Source organism: Paraburkholderia steynii, from assembly GCF_900100565.1.
Lineage (GTDB): Bacteria > Pseudomonadota > Gammaproteobacteria > Burkholderiales > Burkholderiaceae > Paraburkholderia > Paraburkholderia terrae.
Map to the genome: position 1 here is coordinate 16,942 of NZ_FNDI01000003.1, position 26,040 is coordinate 42,981.

23 protein-coding genes and 2 pseudogenes are annotated in these 26,040 nt (G+C 58.0%); 12 read left to right on the forward strand and 13 right to left on the reverse strand.

The features are described from left to right. Positions 1 to 2: 2 nt before the first annotated feature. Together BLT65_RS06490 and BLT65_RS06495 are read left to right on the forward strand one after the other, a co-directional pair. Complete coding sequence (locus BLT65_RS06490; RefSeq protein ID WP_091776226.1) at positions 3 to 497, forward strand: three component ABC system middle component; 495 nt, start codon at positions 3 to 5, stop codon at positions 495 to 497. Further along, positions 497 to 2,479: a DUF3732 domain-containing protein gene (locus tag BLT65_RS06495; RefSeq protein ID WP_091776229.1), complete on the forward strand. Its 1,983-nt coding sequence runs from the start codon at positions 497 to 499 to the stop codon at positions 2,477 to 2,479. Before BLT65_RS06490 ends, BLT65_RS06495 begins: the two co-directional genes overlap by 1 nt. A 721-nt stretch (positions 2,480 to 3,200) precedes the next feature. Here BLT65_RS06495 and BLT65_RS06500 read toward each other — a convergent pair. The 6 genes and pseudogenes from BLT65_RS06500 to BLT65_RS06525 form a co-directional block, all read right to left on the reverse strand. After that, positions 3,201 to 3,971 carry a GIY-YIG nuclease family protein gene (locus BLT65_RS06500; RefSeq protein ID WP_167306457.1) on the reverse strand — a complete coding sequence of 257 codons (771 nt, stop codon included), beginning with the start codon at positions 3,969 to 3,971 and terminating at the stop codon, positions 3,201 to 3,203. 51 nt (positions 3,972 to 4,022) lie between these two features. Further along, positions 4,023 to 4,331, reverse strand: a pseudogene (locus BLT65_RS48675) (GNAT family N-acetyltransferase); the annotation flags it as partial. Positions 4,332 to 4,659: 328 nt separating this feature from the next. After that, positions 4,660 to 5,094, reverse strand: a complete 435-nt coding sequence (locus BLT65_RS06510) for a GNAT family N-acetyltransferase (protein WP_091776238.1) — start codon at positions 5,092 to 5,094, stop codon at positions 4,660 to 4,662. A 165-nt stretch (positions 5,095 to 5,259) separates the two neighbouring features. Then, entirely contained in the window at positions 5,260 to 5,739 is a 480-nt protein-coding gene (locus BLT65_RS06515; protein ID WP_091776243.1) for a GFA family protein, read from the reverse strand. A gap of 481 nt (positions 5,740 to 6,220) precedes the next feature. After that, a complete protein-coding gene (locus tag BLT65_RS06520; protein WP_143036487.1) occupies positions 6,221 to 7,399 on the reverse strand; it encodes a DUF3800 domain-containing protein in 1,179 nt (392 codons plus the stop codon). A 334-nt stretch (positions 7,400 to 7,733) separates the two neighbouring features. Further along, entirely contained in the window at positions 7,734 to 8,045 is a 312-nt protein-coding gene (locus BLT65_RS06525; protein ID WP_091776245.1) for a DUF4148 domain-containing protein, read from the reverse strand. A gap of 230 nt (positions 8,046 to 8,275) precedes the next feature. On the opposite strand from BLT65_RS06525, the gene BLT65_RS06530 reads away from it, so the two are divergent. Next, complete coding sequence (locus tag BLT65_RS06530; RefSeq protein WP_091776248.1) at positions 8,276 to 8,926, forward strand: hypothetical protein; 651 nt, start codon at positions 8,276 to 8,278, stop codon at positions 8,924 to 8,926. Between the two features lie 1,069 nt (positions 8,927 to 9,995). After that, positions 9,996 to 10,214 (forward strand): annotated as a pseudogene (locus tag BLT65_RS06535) (arginine deiminase-related protein); the annotation flags it as partial. Here the strand turns inward: BLT65_RS06535 and BLT65_RS06540 are convergent. After that, the gene (locus BLT65_RS06540) at positions 10,167 to 11,702 is read right to left on the reverse strand and encodes an amidase (protein WP_091776251.1); all 1,536 of its coding nucleotides are present in this window, start codon (positions 11,700 to 11,702) and stop codon (positions 10,167 to 10,169) included. The pseudogene BLT65_RS06535 and the gene BLT65_RS06540 overlap by 48 nt on opposite strands. A 72-nt stretch (positions 11,703 to 11,774) precedes the next feature. Next, entirely contained in the window at positions 11,775 to 12,551 is a 777-nt protein-coding gene (locus tag BLT65_RS06545) for a 5-oxoprolinase subunit PxpA (RefSeq protein WP_091776255.1), read from the reverse strand. Positions 12,552 to 12,727: 176 nt separating this feature from the next. Between BLT65_RS06545 and BLT65_RS06550 the strand changes: the two genes are divergently transcribed. From BLT65_RS06550 to BLT65_RS06570, 5 genes are all read left to right on the forward strand, one after another. Then, on the forward strand, positions 12,728 to 13,669 hold the full coding sequence (locus BLT65_RS06550; RefSeq protein WP_079487046.1) for a LysR family transcriptional regulator: 942 nt from the start codon (positions 12,728 to 12,730) through the stop codon (positions 13,667 to 13,669). A gap of 148 nt (positions 13,670 to 13,817) precedes the next feature. Then, complete coding sequence (locus tag BLT65_RS06555) at positions 13,818 to 15,170, forward strand: MFS transporter (RefSeq protein ID WP_091776258.1); 1,353 nt, start codon at positions 13,818 to 13,820, stop codon at positions 15,168 to 15,170. Then, positions 15,167 to 15,844 carry an RraA family protein gene (locus BLT65_RS06560; protein ID WP_091776261.1) on the forward strand — a complete coding sequence of 226 codons (678 nt, stop codon included), beginning with the start codon at positions 15,167 to 15,169 and terminating at the stop codon, positions 15,842 to 15,844. Before BLT65_RS06555 ends, BLT65_RS06560 begins: the two co-directional genes overlap by 4 nt. A 76-nt stretch (positions 15,845 to 15,920) precedes the next feature. Then, positions 15,921 to 16,724, forward strand: a complete 804-nt coding sequence (locus tag BLT65_RS06565) for a class II aldolase/adducin family protein (protein ID WP_091776264.1) — start codon at positions 15,921 to 15,923, stop codon at positions 16,722 to 16,724. Between the two features lie 94 nt (positions 16,725 to 16,818). Then, positions 16,819 to 17,706, forward strand: coding sequence for a 2-hydroxyacid dehydrogenase (locus BLT65_RS06570; RefSeq protein WP_086918701.1), 888 nt, complete (start codon positions 16,819 to 16,821; stop codon positions 17,704 to 17,706). Positions 17,707 to 17,720: 14 nt separating this feature from the next. On the opposite strand, the gene BLT65_RS06575 is transcribed toward BLT65_RS06570, so the two are convergent. Further along, complete coding sequence (locus tag BLT65_RS06575; RefSeq protein ID WP_208545741.1) at positions 17,721 to 18,662, reverse strand: LysR family transcriptional regulator; 942 nt, start codon at positions 18,660 to 18,662, stop codon at positions 17,721 to 17,723. A 153-nt stretch (positions 18,663 to 18,815) separates the two neighbouring features. Between BLT65_RS06575 and BLT65_RS06580 the strand changes: the two genes are divergently transcribed. The 3 genes from BLT65_RS06580 to BLT65_RS06590 all read left to right on the forward strand — a co-directional run bounded on the left by BLT65_RS06580 (position 18,816) and on the right by BLT65_RS06590 (position 22,429). Next, complete coding sequence (locus BLT65_RS06580; RefSeq protein WP_091776270.1) at positions 18,816 to 20,045, forward strand: Zn-dependent hydrolase; 1,230 nt, start codon at positions 18,816 to 18,818, stop codon at positions 20,043 to 20,045. A gap of 48 nt (positions 20,046 to 20,093) precedes the next feature. Next, on the forward strand, positions 20,094 to 20,972 hold the full coding sequence (locus BLT65_RS06585) for an HpcH/HpaI aldolase/citrate lyase family protein (protein WP_167306458.1): 879 nt from the start codon (positions 20,094 to 20,096) through the stop codon (positions 20,970 to 20,972). 140 nt (positions 20,973 to 21,112) lie between these two features. Next, a complete protein-coding gene (locus BLT65_RS06590; RefSeq protein WP_091776276.1) occupies positions 21,113 to 22,429 on the forward strand; it encodes an MFS transporter in 1,317 nt (438 codons plus the stop codon). An 831-nt stretch (positions 22,430 to 23,260) separates the two neighbouring features. Here BLT65_RS06590 and BLT65_RS06595 read toward each other — a convergent pair. The 4 genes from BLT65_RS06595 to BLT65_RS06610 form a co-directional block, all read right to left on the reverse strand. Beyond that, positions 23,261 to 23,665 carry a lipocalin family protein gene (locus tag BLT65_RS06595; protein WP_091776279.1) on the reverse strand — a complete coding sequence of 135 codons (405 nt, stop codon included), beginning with the start codon at positions 23,663 to 23,665 and terminating at the stop codon, positions 23,261 to 23,263. A gap of 516 nt (positions 23,666 to 24,181) precedes the next feature. Then, the gene (locus BLT65_RS06600; protein ID WP_091776281.1) at positions 24,182 to 24,493 is read right to left on the reverse strand and encodes a DUF4148 domain-containing protein; all 312 of its coding nucleotides are present in this window, start codon (positions 24,491 to 24,493) and stop codon (positions 24,182 to 24,184) included. Between the two features lie 258 nt (positions 24,494 to 24,751). After that, the gene (locus tag BLT65_RS47835; RefSeq protein ID WP_244186440.1) at positions 24,752 to 24,976 is read right to left on the reverse strand and encodes a hypothetical protein; all 225 of its coding nucleotides are present in this window, start codon (positions 24,974 to 24,976) and stop codon (positions 24,752 to 24,754) included. Between the two features lie 470 nt (positions 24,977 to 25,446). Continuing rightward, positions 25,447 to 26,040, reverse strand: a complete 594-nt coding sequence (locus BLT65_RS06610; RefSeq protein ID WP_091776287.1) for a GNAT family N-acetyltransferase — start codon at positions 26,038 to 26,040, stop codon at positions 25,447 to 25,449.

Genomic DNA, 26,040 nt, shown 5'->3' on the forward strand with positions numbered 1-26,040 from the left:
AGATGCTTGCAAGAGAAGCTCAAAACGTTCAAAACCCTGCGTTAGGTGCTGCGCTCGTCTGGCGATTTTGTTGTGGATATGTTGAAACTAATCGCGTCAATGCACCACCGCCTCTGCCACTTCTTTTTCTTGTGTTACCTATCGTTCTGCACCAGGCGAGCTCGGAATTTGTGAGACGCACTTACAAGAGTTCAGGCTTGCGGGCGTTCGCCGCAAAGTTCGGAGATTCGTCAGCGTCTAAACAGGACCTACTGATCCAGATCCACGACCGCTCAATTCGATGGCGCAAGCTAAGCCTGCAATCCGTAGAGCTGGCCGTCGCCGGGAGTCTGCTCAAACTTGCCGACAACGGTGACGTCGTCCCTCTGTCGCGAACTAAGGCGAGAGGGTTGTCAGACGAAGTAAAGCACCTTATGGATCTAGCAGAAAAACTCGGCGCCTGGTTTGGTGAACTCACAGTGCATGAGGTCGTGTCTACGCTGAAAGTGAGGCTCTAATGTATTTTCAGATTCGAGGGATCGTACTCTGGCCTCGCAACGGAGATTTTCAACCACGCACGTTGAAGTTTGAGCTTGGAAAGGTCAATGTCATCAGTGGTGCGTCGCGAACTGGCAAGTCGGCAGTCATTCCTATCATCGACTATTGCCTCGGTTCCAGCACCTGCTCAATTCCTGTTAACACCATCCGCAAATATTGCGAATGGTTTGGCATCGTTATCGCGACGGCCCAAGGTGAAAAGCTCTTGGCTCGAAAGGAACCGGGAGCTCAGCGCAGCACGGATGAAATGTTTCTTCTGGAAGCCGACAATATATCCAAGATACCCAGCCGCCTCACCAAAAATACTAACGCTACAGCGGTCAAGAGACTACTCGATGACCTTGCCAATCTTTCCAATCTGGACTTTTCTGGTGGAGAGGAGGGTTCAGGGTTTGATGGACGCCCAGCGTTCCGGGATTTGGCTGCTTTCACGTTCCAGCCTCAGAACGTGGTTGCTAACCCCGACGTCTTATTCTTTAAGACCAATACCTACGAGCACCGGGAAAAGTTGAGGAAAATCTTTCCCTACGTACTTGGCGCGATCACGCCGGCATTGATGGCCAAGCAGTTCGAGTTGAACCGCACCCGGCAGCTATTGCGTCGCAAAGAGCGAGAGCTCAAAGATGCACAGGAGGTTTCGGCGCGGTGGCTTGCCGACTTGAGGTCCAAGTTCAGCGAGGCTCAAGAACTTGGTCTGATTCCGAAGTTGGAGGAAGAGGTTTCTCGGGATCAAATGATTGAGTTGCTTGACGAAGTCATCACTAGAACCGACCTAACTTTAGCAGTCAGCACCACAACAATCTCGGATGCGCTACGAGAGCTGAGCAGCCTGGAGAGCGAAGAGCGGGAGGTCTCGCGCGAGCTTACTACCCTGCGCCATCGATTGGAAGAAATGAATCGGATGCGCGTTGGTGTCCAACAGTACGAAGCTGCGCTGTCGGTGCAGCGAGGTCGGCTTCAGCTGTCGAGTTGGCTGATGTCGCATGCAAGCGACGATTCGGACTGCCCTATGTGCGGTAGCAACACCGATTCGGCCAAACGTAAACTCCAAGTTCTTAGCCAGCGTCTGGAAGAAGTGGAGACGGCAGCGGGCGCAGACAAAAACAAAGAGGTACCTGCAGCGTTTGATCGAGAGTTACAGCGCGTCACAACAGATGTTGAAAATTCGACCGAGCGTCTGCGCGCAGTTCAGATTCGCAAGCGAGCGTTGACTGGTAGATCAAAGGAAGCTCGTGAACAGCAATTCTCCGCGAAGCGTACCGAGCGCTTTATAGGGAATCTCGAGTCGTCACTGGACCTTCATCGGAAATTGGGCAGCGACAGCGAACTCGTCGAAGAAGTCCGAACCCTCAAAGAAGCGGCATTAGCGCTGGAAGGGGAATTGCGCGAACAGGACGTCGAAGCTCGGAAACGCCGAGCTTTGCGGACTATCAACGCCAATGCCGGCAAGCTCTTGCCGCACCTCGATATCGAGAATCCAAACGATCCAATCTCGCTAGAGACTAACGACTTGACCATTAAGGTGCTCGGTTCTGAGCGGGATGACTACCTTTCTGAGATCGGAAGTGGCTCGAATTGGCTCTCCTACCACTTGGCTGTGCTGCTTTCTCTACACCAGTTCTATCTGACCCAAAAGCACAGTCCTGTGCCTGCATTTCTTGTGCTTGATCAACCGAGCCAGGTCTACTTCCCCAAGCACGTGACGTCCAGAGACGTTGAAGTTGAAGACGACCCCAAGATACGTGATGAAGACGTGGATGCCGTTCGCAAAGCGTTCGAGGTTATGGGTAACGTCGTGCAGGGCGAAAAGGGGAAGCTCCAACTCATCGTACTAGATCACGCATCGAGTGAAGTATGGGGCGGCATCGATGGAGTCGTCGGCTTGCCAGAGTGGCGTGATGGAACCAAATTGGTTCCCATGGAATGGCTTTCTGAGGCTTAACCCACACTCTTTGACGCTGACCCACGAGTTACATCTACCCAACCTGCGTTGAACCGTTTCTTGGCCCGGCAACTGAAGACTCAAGGCCCACTTGTTACAGAAGCATGACATTCACTTCCATCCATCGACAGGCGATAGTTCAGCCTAACCGTCGTTGCATCGACGCTTCCCGATGGCTGTTTTTGGGCCACGCATCGCCTCATGCGGAATCATTCATGGTCACAGTCACGGTTGCCTTGTCCTGTGCTACTGCGAATCATTGCGGCTGGGTGTTACCCATCATGAGAATCGGATTGAAGATCTGAACGATCTCGGCCTGTCCGACAACGAAAGATCCCTCGGCGATGTCTAATAACCGACCAACCCACAGCGAATGCGGATATGCTTTCCGGCGTAAGCGGCCATACCTCCGCCAAACACCGCTCCCCCGTCACAACCCTACCTTCTCCCGAGAATTCGTGGTGAGCCGAAGACCAATAGTCGGCTCGTATCTTGTAAGTAGGACGGTAACCGGACAGAACCAGCTTCGACATTCTTGCCGATGAAAACGCAGTCAGCGAAAACGTCACCAACAAATCGGGTTGGCGTATCGGACGCGTCATGTTGGGCTTGACCTGAGCAAGTCGCGAATATCGAAGAGAAATTGTCGCCGATTCGGAGACGGATGTCGATCAGCTGCTTTGATCACCCTCGGCCCGCGGACGTCCTCGCAAGCCACCCATTAGGGCTGTGCACTCCTTCCCGCTTTTTCGCCTGAAAGAGCCTTGTCAATCCGCTTAACGATCCGATCCGCAGTAGCGAGAGCCATATCGCGACGGTAAAGCTGGAAATAGTGATCGGCTCGGTCCTTCGCGTCTTGACCTCGACCAAGTTTGACAAGGCAGAGCGTGAGTCTATCAAGTGCCTCTATCTCTCCAGTCGAACCCCACTCTGCGTTGTCCTCGTCCAATAGTTGTCCAACAAGGCCACCTTCATAACGGATGGACGCGTAGGCGGCGATCGATTCGATTGCGCGAACGTAAATTGCAACCGCCTGCGCGCAGTCCACCTTCTCGATGCTTTTGCCCTGTGCAATCAGTGTCCGATTGGCGTTACGCAACTTATGAAAACGGTCCAATGCTTCAAAATCCGTTTTCCGCCCCATGTTGATCCAGTTGACCAGCCGATCGCCACATTGGCTTATCCAGGCTGACTCTAACTCCTCTGCATCGGCGGGAAGTAAATTATCGCGCAGGATCCGGACGATATACTTTCCACCCAGATGTTTCTCGACATATCGGGTCCATAGCGGGTGCCTGTCATCGGACCATGCCCTACGCTCGATTCCTTTTCCAATATAAAAAATATTGCCCGCCTCATCCTGATGGGCGTACACATAAGATTTGCGCGGATGCGCCTGATCTGCGTCGCCAGCCGGTTCTAATTTGCGTTCCGGCTCCTCGCCAAACGAGATTTGGATTCCCTCATTGGTCAGTTTGAAAGACAAACCCACGTCTCCTCCTTATTTAGTTTTATTCAACCCGTTTGATGGGGTGTCAGTAGCTCACGCGCGATCCGAACTTTGACTCTGCTCAACCAAAGCGTCGGGTATGCGTTGAGCGGCGACGATCTGGCCAATGACCGTCAGCGTACAGAGGAAGTGCAAGCAACTCAATCGACGACTGTTAGCCAAGCCACCATTGCGAACCATTGACTGTGCCATGGCATTGTCTTTCAACATCCAAAGCGTTGCGGCAGAGTAACCATCGGCATCGAGCCACACGCAAGCCGCAATCATCAGCGCAGTCCCAATTCCGCGTTTCCGGCGTGGCGCGATGACATAGACCGCCTCAATCTCCGCGCACCACTTCCTCGTGTCTGCGTCCCGCGAGGGCCGAACGCGATCCGGCCAACTACTGCTTTCTGCACGACGGAGACGAGCACAGTCGGAGTTCCCGCCAGCACCACATCACGCCACTTTTCGGTGCCGGAAGTCACATTGAGACCAGCCAGGTATCCATGCCGCACGATACTCTGATATGCGTCCTGCCATGTCGTCACGTGGGAGAGCCGCAATTCGTTGAGCGTCGTCCAACGTTGCGGCTCGAATCTTGTGATTGGATGATGGGCGAGCCATAGGTGGGGCACGTTCTATTGATATTCAAACGACAGCGTGGGTAATCTTGGCGGTATCGCTGCAGTTATCTCTGTACGTCCGCCAAATGCTCCAATGACTTGTGTAGAAAGTGGCGGTCATGCCGTCCACTAAATCCTTCCAGACGACCGAACTCGGAGTAACCAAGCTTCTCGTAGAAGCCGAGCGCTTGGAAGCTAAGTGTATCCAGGAATACGTGCTTACAACCCCGGTTCGCGGCCTCCTTTTCAGCCGTCGTCATCAAGTCCGAGGCCAAACCATTGGCACGGTGGCTCTCATCGATCCACAGGAACTGAATCTCGAGGTATTCCCAGTAGGTCTTCGCGGTCAAGCCACCAAGAATACGATCCTCCCCGTCTCTGATGAAAACGGACAGCGGGCGAACATCTTCCTTCGTAAATGCTGCGTTAAACGCTCTGGTCTGGGCGATCACGAACGCTTCATCGCGCGCGTCCGGACTGTCAGTCAATTCAATTCGCATATGCGCTCTCGAGAGATGTAGGTCTCATATCGTTGACGATCTGCCCGTCGATGTCGACCGACCGATCATGGCGGGACTGACGCCGAAGATGACGGGACAGATTCACACGAGCGACCCGGTCGCCGGTCCCGGGGGACTTTCGGTCCGAGCACCGCCGACCCGGCATCAAGGCTGAGTTCCTTGGCACCTGTCGATCTTCCGTTCACGCCATAAGCGAAGCAACTCCTCCTGCTCGCCAACTCTTCCTTCAAAAGCAGGAATGCCTTCAGGAATCAGAAACCATGGCTGTTTACTACGGGTGTATATGTGCGCTATCGGGGAAAATTCGCTTTGGTTCTGCAATGTCCCCGGTCTAAGTATCGCCAGATCTGGCTGATCCATGGGTTCGGCCCAAAGCCGCGTGTCACAGCGTGGACACGCTTTGCTGCGCCGCTGTCGCCCACGACCAAAGTCAAACGTCAGCATGATCGGCTCGCCTTCTACAATATGCAAATCGGGTCGACGAACCCACATGACAGGAAGCGCAGCACCGCCTGTTCTACGCTGACAGTTGGTGCAGTGACAAACATAAAACGTGAGTGGCTCGTCCCGCAACTCAAAATTGATCTGGCCGCAGAGGCAACTACCGATGTAAGGTGCGGGCATACGTGGCTCCTGGATGCCGTGAGTCGATAGGCGGTGAGGTTTGCTAGCTCGGCAGGTACATGACCCCGGCGGCGAATTGTCGACGATTTATCTATCACTGTCGAACGGCTGCTCGTGGCCGCATAGGGTCCGACTGCGAACGCTCCAAACCGACCCGAAGGTGACGGTCGCATTTTCCGTTAGTGGCCGTTCGAAATCACGCATAACGCAGCGATCGCGTCCGATCGAAATCAGCGGGCAAGGGCGAGCGCCGACGGCGCTGTCGCGGCAGTGCTCGTGCCGCACCCGGCATCAAGCTTCTTCAAATTGAAATCGGCGATCGCACCTACACCCGGCTTTCGCCGACAGACCGACTGACGAGCTTCGCGCCCCCGGAGCTCCGGTAGGCAAGATGGACGGGGCTACGCTCGGTATGCTTAGCCAGCCTAGACCTGTCTCCAATGGGCGGGAAAGCCGAACACTGTCCGGTGGAACGGGCTATTTACTTCGATGCGGAGACGTCGGACGGGCCGCCTAGGGGGGGCACCCTGCTTTTGCTGACAGCGTGCATCCGTCGAGTCTCGTCGATGAGCAATATCTCGCGCGCTCGAGCGAGTTGTTCCGGAGAAAAATCGTCCTGCTGCGGCAACTCGTTGAACCAGGGAGACCATCTTCTGGCGATCGCATTCAGCGATATTTCGTTCATTTTCGATCGGCGCGCGTGCGCAGCGACGAGGCTGGCCAGCTCTTTAGGTAGTGCATCACCTTCAAGGTAGCGTTTGAACACCCACAAGTGAATGTCCACCAGTTCGAGCCCGCAACTTTTCGTGCTGGAACAGAATTCAAGCGGTACGTCTGGCACGTAAGTGTGATCGTGGATAGGCAGGCCAGGGCCAAGCGAGAACTTGTTTCCCTTCGCGTTCCGGTAAAGCTCCGCAAGCGTCCTCTGTGCCTTGTTAAATTGCGACTGCTGGTCAACGACCACTCGCGACGCCTGTGACTTGGTATTTCTCAGGCGAGTAGCGATACCATGCATCACCGCCTGAAAACCGACCACGTTCGGAGTGACGTCCAACATGGCCTTCTTGTTCGAAACATTGTAAGAAATCTCTTTCGGATTCTCTTCTGCCCATTTCAGCGCGTCGTTGATTACCTGCCTGGACCGTGCGTCGGGTAATCGTTCCACCCGCTCGAGCAACGCCTCGCACACCCGCTGCATCATCGGCAAGGCAATATCCTCGCGCGGTGTTATGCGAGCTTCCCACGCCAGCTTTGCTAGGTCTTCATCGAACAGTGCGGCCACTTTTAAAAGCAGCACATATCGAATTGGCGTCCAGTAGCCGGTCCACGTCACGGCCGGGTTGACGCCCTGATCAAAGACCTGATCGAAAAAGCAGATGATCGCGTGATCCGCTTTGGCAACGAGATAGACATCGAAGCGCAGATCCCAAGCTTTCACCATCGGCAACAGCTGCGGTACGACGTTGCACAGTCCGCCTACCCCCAGTTCTGCAGCATGAAGGTACGGGACACCGAATCGGTGGCGGATCTTCTTAATCCTATCGATGAGTACGACGTCGAGATTGACCCTGCTCGACAATACTCCGTAATACAAAATCGGTTGAGCGGGGTCAAACAAATTCGGGCCGGTGTGGCCAGACTCATCTACGTAGAAATGCATTGGCTAGCCATCCATGCGTTGGCAAACAGCTCCTACCGCAGAACGGTCGAGACTGCAGTCGGCGATCCGATGCACGGAGGGTGCTGGCCGCCCCGTTTGCGTCGTTCACAAGTCGTGCGCCACTCGTACTTGACCGTCATCCGCGATTGTCAACGATCCAAACTCAACTGTCGACTGACCGCTGATGGCCGAACTCGGTCCGACACATACCTCCGATCGCTGAGAAGGAGAGCCGTGGGGCAGTCTGTAGCCCACGGAATCAGTGCTGCTGCAACGCGACGCACGGTTGCAGTGCGCTATATCTGAGGAGGTCCGTAGTGGCTCCGGGGGCTTCTCACTGGGGTTGCAACTGCTTGCAGTCCGTTTCGAACCAGTGGTCGACCTGGCGCTGCGCCGCGTGTAGATTCGCTGGGTAGTGTGGGTCGTCGTGCCACGGTGACGGGTTGTAGCCCGCTTTCCTCAGGGCCGAAAGCTCGCTTCGCTGTTGCGACTTCGTCCGAGGCGCGTTGCTTTTAATCTCGGCCAGGTCACGGCACTCCGTTGGGCTTAGATGTGGCCCGCTATGTGGCGCGCGGGCGGCGGCATATCCAGTCAGCAGGAACGCCAACGCAGCAAGCGTCGAGCAGTTTCTCGTGAGGTTTTCCATAGCGCATCTCCACGCGTGCGATTGGCGCAACGCGAGCGGTGCGATGCCGCCGGTCGCACGTGACTTCCGCGTTTATTGTGCCTTAGTCCAGTCACCGGAAGAAGGCGCACTGGACAAGACCGATCACCGACCGAGAATTTTATGCGAAAGGCATAAACCGACACAAAGCGGACCGTTCCGGCCATAACGCTTTCAAACGCTACTAAGTCTGCCTCTGGAGCCTAAACCTGATGCGAATATCGCTGATCGGAACTGTCCACGCCGAAAGTGGACGCGCCAACTTGGCGGAATTGCGGACGATCCTTGAACGCCTTCAGCCGGACGTCATCTTTGCTGAAATTCCCACTGCCAATCTTGCTGACTATCTCGACGGCTCTCACGGCAATCTCGAGTCTGATGCCGTTGCCCTCTATCGCAAGCGCCGTCCAGTCAACGTTGTGCCTGTGGACTTGAACAAACCAAGCGACGAGTTCTTCAGAAAATCTGAGGAGATGTTCAAAAAGGTCGAGAGGACGAGCCCTAAATATCGCCGTCTGATGGACCAGAACAGCCTCGACACGCGAGATCACGGTTTTCCATACCTCAACAGCGATCGCTGCGCCCAAGCATGGGCAGCCATCTACGACGAGGTGCGTGCAACCGTCGAATGGATCGGCGACGCCAGATTGCGTCAGATCTACGCTCTATGGAACGAGACAAATGACCGTCGCGAGACGAGAATGCTAGAGAACATCAATGGCTATTGCATCCGCGGCGCACTCTCTCATGGAGTGCTTCTCCTTGGCGCTGGACACAGGAAAGCCATGGTGCAGAAGGTGCAGGAGCAACGAGGCGTCGGTGCACCAGGAGTCTCATGGAAACTTGAAAGTTCCCTGGATTAGGCGATGTGAGGAAATGTCCGTTTCTGGCCGATAGCACCAATTCGAGAACGCTCTGCGGAGCGGTCGCTGAGATCCACAGTGGCTAGCCGCACGCCGTCGATGTGACCGACCGACATCACGCCGAGCGATACAGCACCGGAGCCCGATAGCTTGCGCCAGGAACCAAATCAGAGCTCATTCAGTGAAAAGGATAGACGCGGAGGCCGCCTCCATCGCTCTCCGTTAGTGGCGGCTGACAGATCGGAGAAGATATGCATCGTCCCCGACATCCACAAACGCATACCGCCTCAGCCCTAACAACCTCAACCCTCCCGCCCGCGTTTGGAACTACAGCGAGCGGCATGCCGGTGTGCTCCGATGCCATCCCTTAATCGCGCCCAATCCCTCCACGGTTCGCTTTACCGAAACGCGCACCGACAACACTCCTTCCCTGGTAAGCAAAGAGCAAAGCGCGTGCACGCGTATCCACCAAAGATTGAGCATCCGCTTGAGCAAACATATTCTTCCTTAGGGTATAGCGAGGATATGCTTGATCAAGCATATCAAAGGGATAGCCGAAGGCCCCCGGGCTAAATGCCAAGGCTCCTTCCACCGACCCTTGCTGAATCGATTTCCGCCAGACTATCTCGGGTCCCGCGCCTCTAGCTTCGCCAGCGCGTCCGTTATCTCAGGACCCATCCCCGTGGTATGGATTTCCCTAGCGCGCCACCGGTCCTAACCCGTCCACGCTAGCGGTCACCACCGAAGCTCTTCAGTCGGAAGAGGCGGCCCTAACGCCGGGCGGCTCGTGCTCGGCCGACGTGTGACAGTGAATGTATATCACCCGACCAACCATCACGTCCAATGCGAATCGGACGAAAACACAACCACACATCAAGCTCCCCGAATACTCGCGAACTCTGTGGGAGTTTTCTCTATAGATTTTTTTGGAATGATTTAGCAGAAAATCTATCGTCAAACATGTTGGTGAGATGTCATCGAACACGTCACCGTTCCCTGCAATCAACCGAATCGCCTACAGCACGCGATCGAAATTTTCCAGCGAATCGGCGCGCAGTTCGGCGATGAGCAGATTGGAAATTTCGTTTGCAATGCGCTGGAACTGAAGGGCGGCGACGGCCGCGTGCTTGCACTCTCCCGGCGTGCGCTCGGCTGTCTCACACAGCGGCAGCGCAAACTAATCGAGCGGTCGGCGCAGCTGTTGCCGCTCGACGTGCCGACGATCGAGCTGGCAGGCGGCTCAGTGCGTTGCATGCTCGCCGGTATTCATCTCGCGCGACGCAACTGAAGCCTCGTCAAAAACGGGCGCTTTTCGATGTCGGGAGACCTGTTCGAACGCGTAGCCGAACCGAAACAGGTCAGGCTCGTGATACGGAAGCACCACCAGTTCCATCCCGACAGGCAGGCCCGTGCCAGTGAATCCAGCGGGCAGGCAAATCGACGGCATCCAGGTCTGCGAGGCGATTAGTGTGTTAGTTGGGAACGTCAATGTATTGGTCCGCCCTGCCCGCACATCATCCTTTTTCGGTGCTAGCACCTGTACGGCGGGATAACACAGCGCCTGCACGTCGGCGTCCGCCATGATCTTGACCACCACTCGCTGAAACCGCTCGCGCGCGGCGAGCTTGCGGAAATAGTCGGGATCGTCTTCTGGACGTTCGGGGCCGTCGAACACACTCGACAGAAGATCAAGGACGGGATGAAACTGCCCTGCTTCTCGAATCGCGTCCAGCGACCGGTACGGCAACTCCGGTCGCGCGGCGAGAAACGCGTTCAGATCGGCCCTCGAATGTGTCAGATAGAGAGACGTCTCGAAGATCTGTTCCATCAGGTCCGGGATGTTCAGCTCCACCAGCACCGCGCCCGCTGCCTGCAATTGTTCGAGTGCACCGCGAATGACGTCATTCACCATGGCACATTCCGGGTCGCTATCGGAACCAAACGCCTGGCGCAGCACGCCAACACGGACACTTTTGAGACCCGCCGCATCCAGATGGCCGGCGTAGCTGCCTGAATGACCAGCAATCCGATGCGCCACAGTGTACTCGTCGAGCGGATCGTAGCCGACCATACAATCCAGCAGCATCGCTGCATCGGTGACGGTACGCGCCATCGGTCCCGCCGTGTCCTGGAACACGACCAGAGGTGACATACCATCCCTGCTGATTAGCCCAGGCGTCACGCGCACACCTACCAGATTGTTGAAGCTCGCGGGCAGTCGGATCGAGCCGCCCGTGTCTTCGCCGATACCCACCAGACCCAGATTCGCAGCGATGCCTGCTGCCGTGCCGCTGCTCGAGCCGCCCGAGTCTCGCGCGAGATCATAGGGATTGAGCGTCTCGCCGCTCATCGAAGAAAAGCCGAACCACGAGGTGGCGAAATCGGGCATGGTGGTCTTGGCGAGCACGAGCGCACCCGCACGTTTGAGCTGTGCAATCGCCGTCGCGTCTTTCTCCGGTACGTAGCCTCGTTGTGCGGCCGACCCGAACGTCGTTTGGATACCCGCCGTTTCGATCTGATCTTTCACCAGTAGTGGCACACCGTGCAAGGGTCCCACGAACTGGCCCGTTCGCGCGAACTCGCGATCAAGTGCGCGCGCTTCGTCGCGCACATGCGGGTTGACCGAAACGACTGAATTGAGCTTCGGTCCATTGCGGTCGATCTGCTCGATGCGCTCGAGGTACATTTCGACGAGCCGTTCGACGGTCAAAACGCCGCTCTTCAATGCGCGATGGACGGAATCGATGGTCGCTTCTTCAAGAATGAATTCGGACATGTTGATCACTTTGCAATTGAGCTATCGGATACGGTTTTCGGATTTTGCGCCGTTTGATTGACGGTTGCCGTATCAGCAATATCGGGGCACAGGGCGTTGAATCGCTACGTCATGCTGCGCCAATACCTCTCGGACAGTCTTCAGTATCTGAACGGCGCCAGGCGTATCACTGTGTACACACACGGACTCGAATTCGATAGCGATGTCGCCTCCGTCAGTCGTGGCGACACGGCCTTCCGTACAGGCTCGCAGCACCTTCCGCGCAATCTCACCCGGCTCAGGCGCGTGCACTCGCCGCGAAAACACAATCGATCCCGAGTCGTCGTAGTCGCGGTCCGCGTAGAATTCGCGCACCACCGGGTGTCCGCAAGTTCGGGCAATGCGTTCGATGACGCTATTCGCCATGCAGTAGATCGGCATACCGGCGTCGAGCGTATGCAGTGTGTGCACAAATGCCGTGGCGAAGGTCTCGTCGACGGCCGCGTGCATATACAGTGCTCCATGGAGCTTGACGTGGCTCAGGTCCATTCCATGCAAGCGTGCGAATTCGCGCATCGCGCCGCACTGATAGACGACGTCATTCACCAGTTCTTCAGATGAAGCATGAATCACGCGCCGACCAAACCCGACCAGATCACGATAGCCGGGATGCACGCCGATCCCGACGCCGAACTTCTTCGCCATTGCCACGGTGTTCGCGATCGTACAAGGATCTCCGGCATGGAACCCTGCCGCGATGTTCGCCGAACTGATCTGCGGCATGATCGCTTCGTCCACGCCGCCGCCGATCGTCCAGACGCCAAATCCCTCGCCCATGTCGGAATTCAGATCCACTGAATTGCGTTGCACTGCTCGTCTCCTTTTTCATTGGGGTCTCAAGTGCCCACAGGAGTCACGATAGACCTCACAGAGGATGTGAAAAAGTTGTTTCTTTATATGGCATCGTATATATTTTTTTAATACTCAGACGCTCACATCACATCTACCCTGGGTCGTCTTTCTGAGCGATTCATGGCTGGATCATTATGTCAATCACACTCCGTCAGTTGCGGTACTTCGTTGCTGCCGCAGAACTCGGTCAACTGTCGCGCGCGGCGATGGAACTGAACATCAGCCAATCGGCCGTGACCATTGCGATCCGCGATCTCGAGCAGGCGGTCGGCCGCCAACTGTTGCAGCGTGGCCCACAAGGCGTTGATCTGACCGACGCCGGCCGGCGCTTCCTGGAGCACAGCTACGCCATACTCGCCGGTGTCGACGAGGCCCTCAGGGCAACGAACAACGAAAGCGCGATCGAAAGCAGTGTGCGGGTTGCCGCCAGTTACACGCTGCTGGGTTACTTTCTGCCCTACCATCTGCAACGGATCGCAACGCTCTATCCCGGGCTATCGATCCGGCTGCATGAAGCGAGACGTGACGAGATAGAAGAAGGGTTGCTCGCAGACCGATACGACATTGCCGTCCTGCTTGCCGACAACGTTGCGAGTTCAGGCCTGGCAGTCGAGCGCATCTTCGCGTCGACACGGCGACTCTGGGTCGCGTCAAATCACCCATTGCTTGAAAAGCGTTCCGTGACGTTTGCCGACGTGGCCAAAGAGCCCTTCATCATGCTGACCGTCGACGAAGCCGCCGACACCGCCATGCGCTACTGGAGCAAGACGGACTATGAGCCCCACGTGATCCTTCAGACATCTTCCGTCGAAGCCGTGCGCAGCATGGTTGCCAACGGAAGCGGCGTCGCTATCCTGTCAGACATGGTGTACCGGCCATGGTCGCTCGAGGGCAAACGCATCGAGACAATAACGCTGGCGAACCCCGTCCCTTCAATGGCGGGCGGCATCGCACACGCACGCGACAGAGAGATCACGCCCGGCATGCGCGTCTTCCTCGATTACTTCCGCGAGACCTTCAATTCGCCCTATCTCCCTCACGCGGCCCTGCGTCAGTCGCGCACAGCGGCACGATAGGCCTGCTGCTGGCCATCATCAACGCCATTAATACACTGGATTAGGAAACAGACTTTTACTTATTGTTTTTGGCTCCGGATAAAGACGGGGAACGCCGTGCTCCCCACGCGGCATCCCCCAGTCATTGCCTCACTTTCCGGAGAAGACCATGAGTACGGTCCGTCCAGTTGCATCGCCCGTCGCAGACGAAGCAGCTCCCAACGAGATGAAGAAGATCGCCGTCGCCAGCGTAATCGGCACGACGGTCGAATGGTATGACCTGTTTGTGTTCGCGACGGCATCTGCCCTCGTGTTCAACAAGGTGTTCTTTCCGGGTTTCGTCCCGCTCATCGGCACGCTGCTCGCGTTCGGCACGTTCGCGTCCGCGTACCTTGCGCGCATCGTCGGCGCCGCGTTGTTCGGCCACTTTGGCGACAGGCTCGGCCGCAAATCGATGCTACTGGTCTCGCTTCTGTTGATGGGTTGCGCGACCTTCTGCATCGGCCTGCTGCCCAACTATGCTGCAATTGGCATCTGGGCGCCTATCCTCCTGCTTACGCTGCGCATCATCCAGGGACTTGCGTTAGGCGGCGAATGGGGCGGCGCCGTGCTGATGGCCGTCGAACACGCGCCCGCCGGCAAACGCGGCCTGTACGGCTCGTGGGTGCAGATCGGTGTGCCCGCCGGCACGCTGATCGCCAACCTCGCCTTTCTCTTCACCAGCTCAGCGCTTTCCGCCGAGTCTCTGCTGTCGTGGGGATGGCGCGTTCCGTTTCTCGCCAGCGCGTTGCTGGTGGGCGTCGGCCTGTATATCCGCCTGAACACCTCCGAGACGCCGACGTTCCGCAAGGTCAAGGACGCGGCGGCTCAGGTGAAACTGCCCATTGCCGACGTGCTGACGAAACACTGGAAGCAGGTCGTACTGGGCGGCGTCGCCACGATGTCGACCGGGACGTCGTTTAACCTGATCGTCGCTTTCGGTCTCACTTACGGCACGCAGACACTCGGCTTCAGCCGCAACGCAATGCTGTCCATCGCGCTCATCGCCTGCGCACTGTGCATTGTGCTGCTGCCGTTGTTCGGCAAACTGTCCGACCAGATAGGCCGCAAGCCCGTCATCATCGGCGGCATCGTTGCCGAGGCGCTGTTCGCGTTTCCCCTCTTCTGGCTGCTCGACACGCGAGACTTTTCATTCGCGCTGCTTGGCTACGTCCTCATGATGACCGCCTTCGCCGCGAACTACGGGCCGATCGCGACATTTCTCGCCGAACTGTTCGGCACCGAAGTCCGCTACTCGGGCCTCTCTGTCAGCTATATGCTGTCCGGTCTTCTCGGCAGCGCGGCGACGCCCATTGTCACGACGGCTCTGTTGTCGGCGACCGGGCGCGGCTCGTCGGTCGCGTGGTACATGATCGGCTCTGCGCTTGTCTCCGCAATCGCCCTGGTGATGCTGACAGAAACGCTCAGGACCGACCTCGCAAACAACCAGCGGCAGCGCGCACGTGCCGGGGAGCGTGCATGATGCAGGAAGCGCAAACCATCGAACGTTTCTCGCCCGCGCTTCTCGATCAGCTTCGCCAGGTCAGTTTCCCGACACTTGGCCACTTCCTCGAAGAGGGCTTTGCCCACTACGGCATGCGAGCGCTCGTGCCGAACGAACGGATGATTGGCCGCGCGGTGACGCTCGAACTCTGCAGTCCCGACGCGCTGCCAGTCAATCGCGCGCTGGCGCACCTCACACCGGGCGATGTCCTCGTCATCGACATGAAGGGCAACCATACCCATGCGCCCGTGGGCGCTGTTACCGTCACGGCCGCGCTCAGTGCTGGCGCGGCAGGTGTGGTCGTCGACGGCGTCGCGACGGACGTTCTCGAACTGCGGCGAATCGGACTGCCCGTGTTCGCGCGCGGCACCAGCGCGTTGACGACGAAGCGCCGCGACACAGGCAAGAGCCGCTTCGGCACACCCGTTCAATGCGGCGGCGTGACGGTCGAACCGGGCACGCTCGTGCTCGGTGACGACAATGGCCTGCTGTTTGCCGACCCCGCGACGCTCCTAGCCGTGATCGACGCCGCACTCGCCTCCGACCGCGCGGAACCCGCGCTGCTCGCACGCCTGAACGCCGGCGAGCCCGTCGCAAACGTGCTGCGAGGCAATGCGTCATCAAGCATTCGTCACGCTAATGAAGAGCATTAGAACAATGAAATTGACGCCGCGCGCCTCTCACGCAAACACTAGCCCGCTTTCATCGCAAGTCCACGGAGACACTTCAATGCGATCTATCGACAACGTCCATTGCCTCGACAGCGGCCACGATTTCTCACCTGAAGAGTGGGCCGTCCGCACCGAACTCGCCGCGCTCTATCGTCTCATCGCGCATTTCCGCATGACGGACATGATCGATACGCACATTTCGGCGCGCCTGCCCGGTCAACCCGGCGACGCGCCGACGTTCCTGATAAACCGCTACGGGTTGCTCTTTCACGAAATGCGCGCCTCCGATCTCGTCAAGATCGACCACCTCGGCAACGTGATTGATGAACGCGCGAAGAGCGATCCCGCGCGCTTTCGCGTGAATGCCGCAGGCTTCACGATCCACTCGGCGATCCATATGGCGCGTGACGACCTGCATTTCGTGGTCCACACGCATACGGCAGCGGGCATCGCCGTATCGGCGCAGACGGACGGTCTATTGCCCATCAGCCAGCACGCGCTCAAGTTCTACGGGAGGCTCGGCTATCACGACTATGAAGGCATCGCGCTCGACCTCCGCGAACGTGAGCGTCTCGTGCGCGACTTCGGCAAGCATAAGGCGATGATCCTGCGGAATCACGGGCTCATCGCCGGGGGTGCAACCGCAGCCGAAGCCTTTCACGAGATCTATTTCCTGGAGCGAGCCTGTCAGGCGCAAGTCCAGGCGATGTCGGGAGGCGCGAAGCTCACCATCCCGCCCGCCGATGTCTGCGAGCGCACAGCCGGCCAGTTCATGCGTGACGAGTCCGCTGAAATCACCGAGACGGCCTGGCGCGCAGCGTTGCGTCTCATCGACGATCCGCACAACGACTATCGAAGCTGAAGGCCCAACTTCCTGTTCTCACGCCCGCTGCCGACGCCCGTGCAGCGCTACACAGAAAATGACCACCATTGCACTTCTTAGCCAGAGCTACGACATGTCGCATCTCATGGCCTCGATCAAACGCGCCGCGCCCGAACTCGACGTCGTGATGCACGGCGAGCCGCGCGCGACTCATGCCGAAATCGCCGCCTGCTGGGACCCGCCGCGCGGCGCGCTCGCGAACATGCCGAACCTGCGACTCATCCATAGCATCGCCGCAGGCGTCGACAACATCCTGTCGGACCCGGAGTTGCCCGCGCTGCCGCTTTGCCGGGTCGTCGATCCACAGCACGCGCGCGGCATGAGCGAATTCGTCACGTGGGGCGTGCTGCATTTTTTTCGGCAACTCGATGTCGTCATGCGCAACCAGCGGCAAGCGCACTGGTTTCGCCCCGCACAGGAGCATCCGTCACAATGCACGGTCGGCATCATGGGCCTCGGTGAAATCGGCGGCCGCGTCGCGCTCGATCTGCATCGGCTCGGCTTTGCCGTCAGGGGCTGGGCGCGTCAGCCACGCGCGCTGCCCGGCGTCGAGATGTTCGATAACGCAGGATTGCACGCGTTTCTCGCGGGCACGGATATCCTCGTCTGTCTGCTGCCCCTCACGGACGAAACGCGCGGCATCCTGTGCGCGGAGACGTTCGAGCGCCTGCCGCGCGGCGCGAAACTGATTCACGTCGGACGCGGCGAACATCTCGTCGTGCCGGATCTGGTCGACGCGCTATCGAGCCGTCGAATGGGCGGCGCCATCGTCGACGTCTTTCCCGCCGAACCTTTGCCTTCGGACGATCCGTTGTGGCACACCCCCAATCTGATCGTCACGCCGCACATGGCTTCCGTCGCGAGTTCGGACACCATCGGCTTACAGGTCGCGCAAAACGTCCAGCGGTTGCTGAACGGCGAGCCGCTCCACAACGTGGTCGACATAACGCGTGGATATTGAGCGAGGCTATTGAATCACGCTTCCCGAGCGTCGATGAACCTGTTCAGCGCCGCGATGAACGCCGCTTCGGCGGCGCTGAGCTTGCGGTCCTGCGACCAGAGGAAGTAGACGTCGACGTCGGCTACGCCTTCAGCGGGCGGCAACCGTTGAAAACGGCCCTGCTCGATGTCGTGGCTCACGATGTGCTCAGGCAGACAGCCAATGCCAAGCCCCGAAAAGATGAAGCGCTTTACCTCGGCCATACTCGATGAAGACGCAATCACGCGGCCCGTGAAGCCCATCTCGTCACGAAAGATCGTGAGCGGCGACATATGATCGCCAACCTTGTCGCCCGTGAAGGACACGAACTGCTGGCCAGCGAGATCGGGAACGCTCAGGCCGTCGCGGCCGAACAGCGCGTGATGCCTCCCGCAGAACAGCGCATACCGCTGACGCAAAAACACACGTCCTTCGATGCGCTTCGGCAATGCGCGCCGTGGCGTAAGACCGAGCGTCGACGCTTTCTGCTGGAGGCTGTTCACGACATCGGCGCTGCGCATTACGAGACTCTCGAATTCGATGCGCGGGTAGGTCCGATGGAACTCGGCAAGAAAATCGTCATAGGCGGGAAAGTCGATGCCGCTCACGATCGCGATGCGCACCGTGCCGGAAATGTCATGGTCACGATCAACATCCGCGAGCGAAAGCCGCGAAACCGTACCGTAGATTTCTTCAGCGATCTTCTGCACCTCGACGCCTGCCTGCGTGACCTCGATGCGCGGCCCGTGACGATCGACGAGACGCAGCGCGAGTTGCTCTTCGAGTCGCCGCAGTGCTTGGCTCACGGCCGGCTGCGTGAGATGCAGGTGCGTGGCCGCGCGGCTCACGCTCTTCTCGCGCGCGATCGCGAGGAAGGTACGCAGCAGGTTCCAGTCGAGACGGTCGTTCAGATAAGTGTCGGGCCGGTCTTTGCTCATCGCGAGTCTCATGGTCGAAGTATTCGCCAAAATTATACTCAGGATAACAATTAAAAATTGGACTAATTATTTTGAATTTTCGATAAAGACGTCATGACGAACATGGCCACTCGCGCAACACACCGCGGAGGCCGACTATCAGGAAATCGAACGATGTTGAAGATCAATGCAGAGCGGCTGTGGCAGAGCCTCATGGAGATGGCGAAAGTCGGTGCGACAACAAAAGGCGGCGTGCGCCGTCTCGCGTTGACGAGTGAAGACGCAGCAGGCCGCGCGCTGTTCGCCGCGTGGTGCCGAGACGCGGGGCTCACCCTTTCCGTCGATCGCGTCGGCAATCTGTTCGCGCGGCGTGCCGGCAGCGAGACGGGCGCAGCCGCCGTCGCGAGTGGTAGCCATCTCGACACGCAACCGGAAGGCGGACGCTTCGACGGAGTCTACGGTGTACTCGCCACGCTCGAAGTCGTACGCACGTTGAACGACGCGGGCATCGTCACGCGCAAACCAATCGAGATTGCCGTCTGGACTAACGAGGAAGGCGCGCGCTTCACGCCCGCCATGCTCGGCTCGGCTGCATTCACCGGTGTGATGCCGCTGGAAACCGCACTCGCGGCGCACGACGCCGACGGCGTGACGGTCGACGATGCGCTACACGCGAGCGGCTACCAGGGCGAGCGCGCCGTGCCGGGCGAACCATTCGATGCCTACTTCGAGGCGCATATCGAACAAGGGCCCGTGCTGGAAGAAGCGGGCGTCCCCGTCGGCGTGGTGACGGGCGGCCAGGCGATCCGCTGGCTCGACGTGCGCGTGACGGGCCGTGCCGCGCATGCGGGCACGACGCCGATGCAGTATCGGAAGGATGCACTCTTCGGCAGCGCCGAGATGGCGTCCGAGCTCGAAGCCATCGCCGCCGACTTCTTTCCACAAGGTCTCGCGACGATCGGCGAATGGCATATCCACAACGCGTCGCGCAACACGATTGCCGGTGAGCTGATGTTCACCGTTGACCTGCGTAACCCCAGCGATGCCGCAATCGATGAAATGGAAGCGTCCGTGCGCACACGCTTCGAAGCAACCGCCGCACGTCGTGGCCTGACGATCGATATCACGCAGCATTGGGTCAGTCCGTCGACCCCGTTCGATCCCGCCTGCATCGAAGCCGTGCAGAGCGCCGTGAACGAACTGGGATACGTGAATCAGCGAATCGTGAGCGGCGCGGGTCACGATGCGATTCACCTCGCAAAGCACTGCCCGACCGCGATGATCTTCATTCCCTGCGTCGACGGTTTGAGTCATAACGAGGCGGAAGACGCGTTGCCGGAAGATGTCGCGCGCGGCGCGGACGTGCTTCTGCACGCGATGCTTGCCCGCGCAGGGCGCGCCTAGCGTTTCGCCAATCGCCTCACCCATATCGACGACTCCAAAGGACCTGGCGTGACCACTTACCCGATTCGCACGCTTGCTGCACTACGCCGAACCTGGTTCTTCGTACCCGGTGCCGACCCGGCCGCGCACACGGCCGCCCTGCGCTCCGACGCCGACGCGATAGTCGTGGACCTCGAAGAAATGACCGCGCCGCCGGAGCGTCCGCGCGCGCGCGAACTGATCGTTGCGCTACTCGACGGGGCGGCCGGCTGCGGTGCACTCGGCGCGGTACGCATCAACCGTCTGGAGCATGATGGCCTCGCCGATCTCGAAGGCGTGATGTCGGGCCGACCGCATGCGATCTTCCTGCCGCACACCGAGACGCCCGAACAACTCGCGGCACTCGACGCGCATCTAGGCGCGCTAGAACAACGCTACGGAATCGAACATGGCGCGACGGAAATCGTGCCGACCATCGAATCGGCAGCGGGATTGACGCGTCTCGCTGCGCTGCTGGCGTCGAGCCCTCGCATCCGTTACTGCATGCTCGCGTCCGAAGACCTCGCCGCAAGTCTGGGCGCGCGCCGCACACCAGGTGGAGACGAACTGCTGCATGCACGCAGTCGCTTCCTGCTCGATACCATCGCAGCAGGCTGCCATCCAATCGATCTGCCCTGCACGTATCGCGCTGACGCTGTTCTTTTGCGCGACATGGAGCGATCCACGCAACTCGGATTTCGCTCGAAGTGCGCGGTGTTCGTCGAGCATATCGATGCAATCCATCGTGCGTTGACGCCTTCCTCTGAGGACGCGTTAGCCGCACAGATGCTGCTTGACGCGCATCGTGCGCAACAGTCGACCGGCATCACGGGCGCAATGGGTTGGATCGACGCGCCCGATGCGAACAACGCGCGCAGGACGCTCGAACGATACGAAGCGGCAAACTAGGCTGCCGCGATATCTCGTTTGGCCGAGCATAAGCGCCATTAATACTGCCAATAAAAAACCCGAATTGTACGAATACAAATCGTCGACCGATAAAGAAACACCTGCCCCGAAGCCCCCACCGACAGCGCCACAGAAAGCCCATGTCCAACCTCACACCCAGCACCCAGCAGCCAGTGCGCGCCGCGACGGCGGCGTTCATCGGCACCGCCGTCGAGTTCTACGATTACTACACGTACGCAACGGCCGCCGCGCTCGTGCTCGGTGACGTGTTCTTTCCGGGCACCAATCACTTCGTCAGCACGATGGCGTCGTTTGCGACCTTCTTTGTCGGCTTCGTTGCGCGCCCGCTGAGCGGAGCGGTGTTCGGCCACCTCGGCGACAGGATCGGGCGCAAGAAGATGCTGGTGCTGACCATGTTCCTGATGGGTATAGCGACGACGGGCATCGGTCTGTTGCCAGGATATGCGACGATCGGCGTCTGGGCGCCCATACTGCTCGTCCTGTTGCGTGTGTTGCAGGGGATTGCCGTGGGCGGCGAATGGGGCGGTGCCGTGCTGATGGCGAGCGAACACGCGCCGCAAGGGCGCAAAACGTTCTTCGCATCGTTTCCGCAAATGGGCAGCCCTGCCGGGTTGATTCTGTCGCTAATCTCGTTTCGGCTCGTCACGTCGCTTGATCACGACAGCTTCGTTTCATGGGGCTGGCGCCTGCCCTTTCTCGCGAGCTTCGTGTTGCTGTTGATTGGTATTGCGATACGCCTCGGCGTGAAAGAGTCGCCAGAATTCGAACGCGTGCGCAACGGAAATGCCGTGGCAAAAAATCCCGTCGCCGAAGTATTGCGCACAGCGTGGTATCCGATCATTCTTGCCGCAGCCGCAACGACCATTGGGTCCGCCGGATTCTTCTTCACCAACACCTTCATGATCTCATACGTGACGACCTACCTCGGCATGTCGAAGTCGTTCATTCTTGACTGCCTTTTCATTGTCACCATTATCCAGTTGCTGTCACAGCCGGTCTCTGCGCTGCTCGCGCAGCGTTTCGGCGAGGTCCGCTTTCTGACCTGCGCGGCCGTGCTGTCGATGCTCACGCCGTACCCGATGTTTCTCCTCGTCAAGACAGAGAATCCGTTCGCAATCGTCGCCGGAATTTCGTTTGCGGTCGTGACGCTGTCTGCAATCTACGCAGTGATCGCTGGCTTTATGACGCCCGCATTCCCGACGCGCGTTCGCTACTCGGGTATCTCAATCGCCTACCAGCTGTGCGCGATGATTGCAGGCGGAACCACGCCGATGGTCGGGACCATACTCGCCCAAAGATACCAAGGCGAATGGTTCCCGCTCGCCGTGTTCTTTTCGCTGCTGTCCTTCGTGTCCCTGATTGGGATTGTGGGTCTGGGGCGTTACTACCGCAACCAGACGGGGCTAATCCAAAGGCCAATTGCTGCAAATTCGTGAACCTTTGTGTGAACCCGGCGATATCGACGGGTTCACATTTCTTCGTGACTCGCAGTGCTCGATACTGACGCCACCTGGCCAGTCTCGAGCAAGCGGGACCTCCACGACGCCATTTGCTTCGCTTAGCCCGTCTCGATACTGCCGGTTGTACGATAGGAACGAAGCCCCGGAAAACCGCACTTTAGCGAAGATTCGAAAAGCTCGGATTAACTTAGAGGATATTTTCCGATGCCTAACTTTTCATCAGATCGCCACCGAGCATTCAAAACGTCTCTTCCTCGAGCTGCACTGGCCGGGACGCGACGGTCACGAAATGGAGCGGCTAGAGCGCGTTAAGACGCCTCGCACCGAAGCTCGTACCACGGCAGGAACACTCCGACGCCCGGTCCTTACCCCAGAGCCGGCCGAGGGCGTCCACTGCACTGTAAGTCAGAGATACGAACGGCAAAATGCCAGTCTTTGCCAGAAACCGTATTGTTCGCCGATGACGCGCACTTCCGGCATGGCATGCGTAATCTCCTGAACCTACCGAAGGCCACCCGGGAAGCAGCAGACTGGCGCTGCTTTGCCCAAGTGAATCTGCGTCGGCGTTCGGATATTGCTTACCAGGACGGCAAGTGCCAACCGGCATCGCGGCTTCAAAAACACGGCCGCTGAAATACCTACCCTGGTCAGCAGATCGTCAAGGTTCGAAATCGCCCCCACTCCAATTCATTTTTGAAGAATCTTCAGCCGCAAAATCATTGCAAGGAAATCTCCGATATGTCGCTAGCAGATTTCGTCCTGCTTGTATCTTTCGGTAGAGTCTCTGCTCGCGGCTCCAAGTGATCTTTACGGTTTAACCCGATGATCCGTGAATTCATAGTCAGCCATGCAATCGGCCGAAGGGTCTCGCTCAATAGCTGAAACATGAACGGTATCGTTGTCTGTAAAAGTGTAGGTGTAGACATCGGGTGTAGGAACGCCCTCCGTGGTGAGTGAGATCTTGTCGCCCTTTGTTTCCCACTGGCCCCGCTCCTCATTCAAAAGCTGAGTCTTTTCAGGATTTTTGTAGAACGCAATTTCGAACTTTCCGTCCAATGATCTTTTCATAGTCCACGCCATATAGGAGCATTTTCCATCCTTGTTTCTCTGCCCCTGCCAGTTACCGACCAAACGGTCATCAAGAGCCGAAGCGAGATTGGATAAAGAGAGAAGAACTGCAACGAGCAAGAAATTTCGAGTTATGATTTTCATAGCGGATTTCAGTAATGGATAAGTGCTATAACACCTGAGTTGAGCTGCGCTGCGAGCGAAAGGTCGAATGACTGTCGAAGGCGACTCCGTTTTAATCGGGATGCCGAGATTCTCGCGAAAGCCAACCGATCCACGACCTCATCCTGAAATGCCACACGGTTGCTACATCGTCGCCCCGGATCGTCGCTTCTAACATTTCAGCTTTCCCCCGATACGTTGGACGCCCCTCCCGTAACCGAACATAGGGCGGCCACACCGGATCTACGGCAGCTGATGGCGAAACTTGAGAGGGCGACCGAACGACCGCTCTCGGAGCGGTCTCTGACGTCTGAATGTCTGGCCGAAGATTCTGGCGAACGACGCTTCCTGGCCGAACTCGGTCCGACACATACCTCCGATCGTTGAGAAGGAGAGCCGTGGGGCAGTCTGTAGCCCACGGAATCAGTGCTGCTGCAACGCGACGCACGGTTGCAGTGCGCTATGTCTGAGGAGGTCCGTAGTGGCTCCGGGGGCTTCTCACTGGGGTTGCAACTGCTTGCAGTCCGTTTCGAACCAGTGGTCGACCTGGCGCTGCGCCGCGTGTAGATTCGCTGGGTAGTGTGGGTCGTCGTGCCACGGTGACGGGTTGTAGCCCGCTTTCCTCAGGGCCGAAAGCTCGCTTCGCTGTTGCGACTTCGTCCGAGGCGCCTTGCTTTTAATCTCGGCCAGGTCACGGCACTCCGTTGGGCTTAGATGTGGCCCGCTATGTGGCGCGCCGGCGGCGGCATATCCAGTCAGCAGGAAAGCCAACGCAGCAAGCGTCGAGCAACTTCTCGTGAGGTTTTCCATAGCGCATCTCCACGGGTGCGATTGGCGCAACGCGAGCGGTGCGATGCCGCCGGTCGCGCGTGACTTCCGCGTTTATTGTGCCTTAGTCCAGTCACCGGAAGAAGGCGCACTGGACAAGACTGATCACCGACCGAGAATTCTATGCCAAAGGCATAAGTCGACCCTTCTCGGTCGTCGCGTATGGCGCCCGGGTGGGCTGATTCCTATCCAGTTTCAGACGTCGGTAGGGTGACGGGCTGACCCGTTTTTCATGGATATTCAGCGCTTGTCGCTCGCTGAAAAATGCTTGGGAAATTCCCTCTGAGGAGGCAAGTGCTCGTGTCCGCGATCCGGGATCGCGAGGATCGCAGCGATTTCCGCGCGGGTCTTGATCACCTCGGGCGTCTCGGTCATCGCATACTTGATGATTTGCACAGTTACCGCGTCGTAGGAATGCCCTTTTCCAATTTCAATGATGGCATCTCGAGGTTCGAATGATCCCATTCGTGAGCGAACCCATAGAAACCCGGTTGGATCCAAAGCACGGCTTGTTAGCCGCACACAGGCGAAACGCGACTCACACCGAATCGATTTTGGATGTCCAGAGAATATAAACGTCTTTTTAAACAACAGGCGGCAGACTGGCACAGCTATCAAAATCGAGTAGAGTGCCACTATCCACGGACCCGACGCATGGCTGCCTTTATACAATTTTAAACTGCTGGCCGATACGACCGCGAAATATGCAAGCGTCGGCCAAATGCGTCCTCGCGTCCAACACGGAACTTCAAGTGAGTGCGCCATCAGTTCCCCCGATCGTGATTCGATTTCTTGACGGCCTGCTCAGTTCATCTGGTCGTCAACGCTCACAATGTGCCACAAGCAACCAACGACGAATGTTCGTTTTAACACCAGATTCGGCCGTTCGGCGCGTCAATGCGGTCGTCTCCTGCTGGCCGAACTCGGGCCGACGATCATCGGCGCGAGGACCTTTGGAAGCTTCCCGGCTCGGTTAAGGTTCTATCAGCGGGGCAGGAAGATCCCTCGCTCGCACACCCGGATAAATGCCGCTCGAAATGGATCAAGTCGTACCACACACCATGTAGTTTCATGCTGCGTCGCGCAGTTCCATATACCACAAAGCTATTGTTTAGCAGAACGCGCGCGGAACCGTGATTATCGAGTCTTATCGTTGCTTCAATCCGCCACAGGTCCAACTCGATTCGAGCCTTTTCCAGTATTTTCTTCACTGCTTTTGTCCCATATCCATTGCCGCCGAACCGTTCGCCAATCCGATACCCTAACGTCGCTTTGTTGTAGTACGGACGGGAGACGTTGGTGAGATTGACTCGGCCGACGATCACGCCATTGCACTTCGCCAGAAATTGATACGCCTTGTCTGCGGACGCGTCGCTCTGAGCCATCTCAATGGCATGCTGGACCGAGCCTAGATTGTAGTAGTCGGGTTCCCGCGCATTGATCCAACCTTCAAAGTAGCTCCGGTTTTCCAGTTCGAACTCGAGGAGTGCCTCTGCATCATCCAAGGTCGGCGAATGTATCTCTAGCAT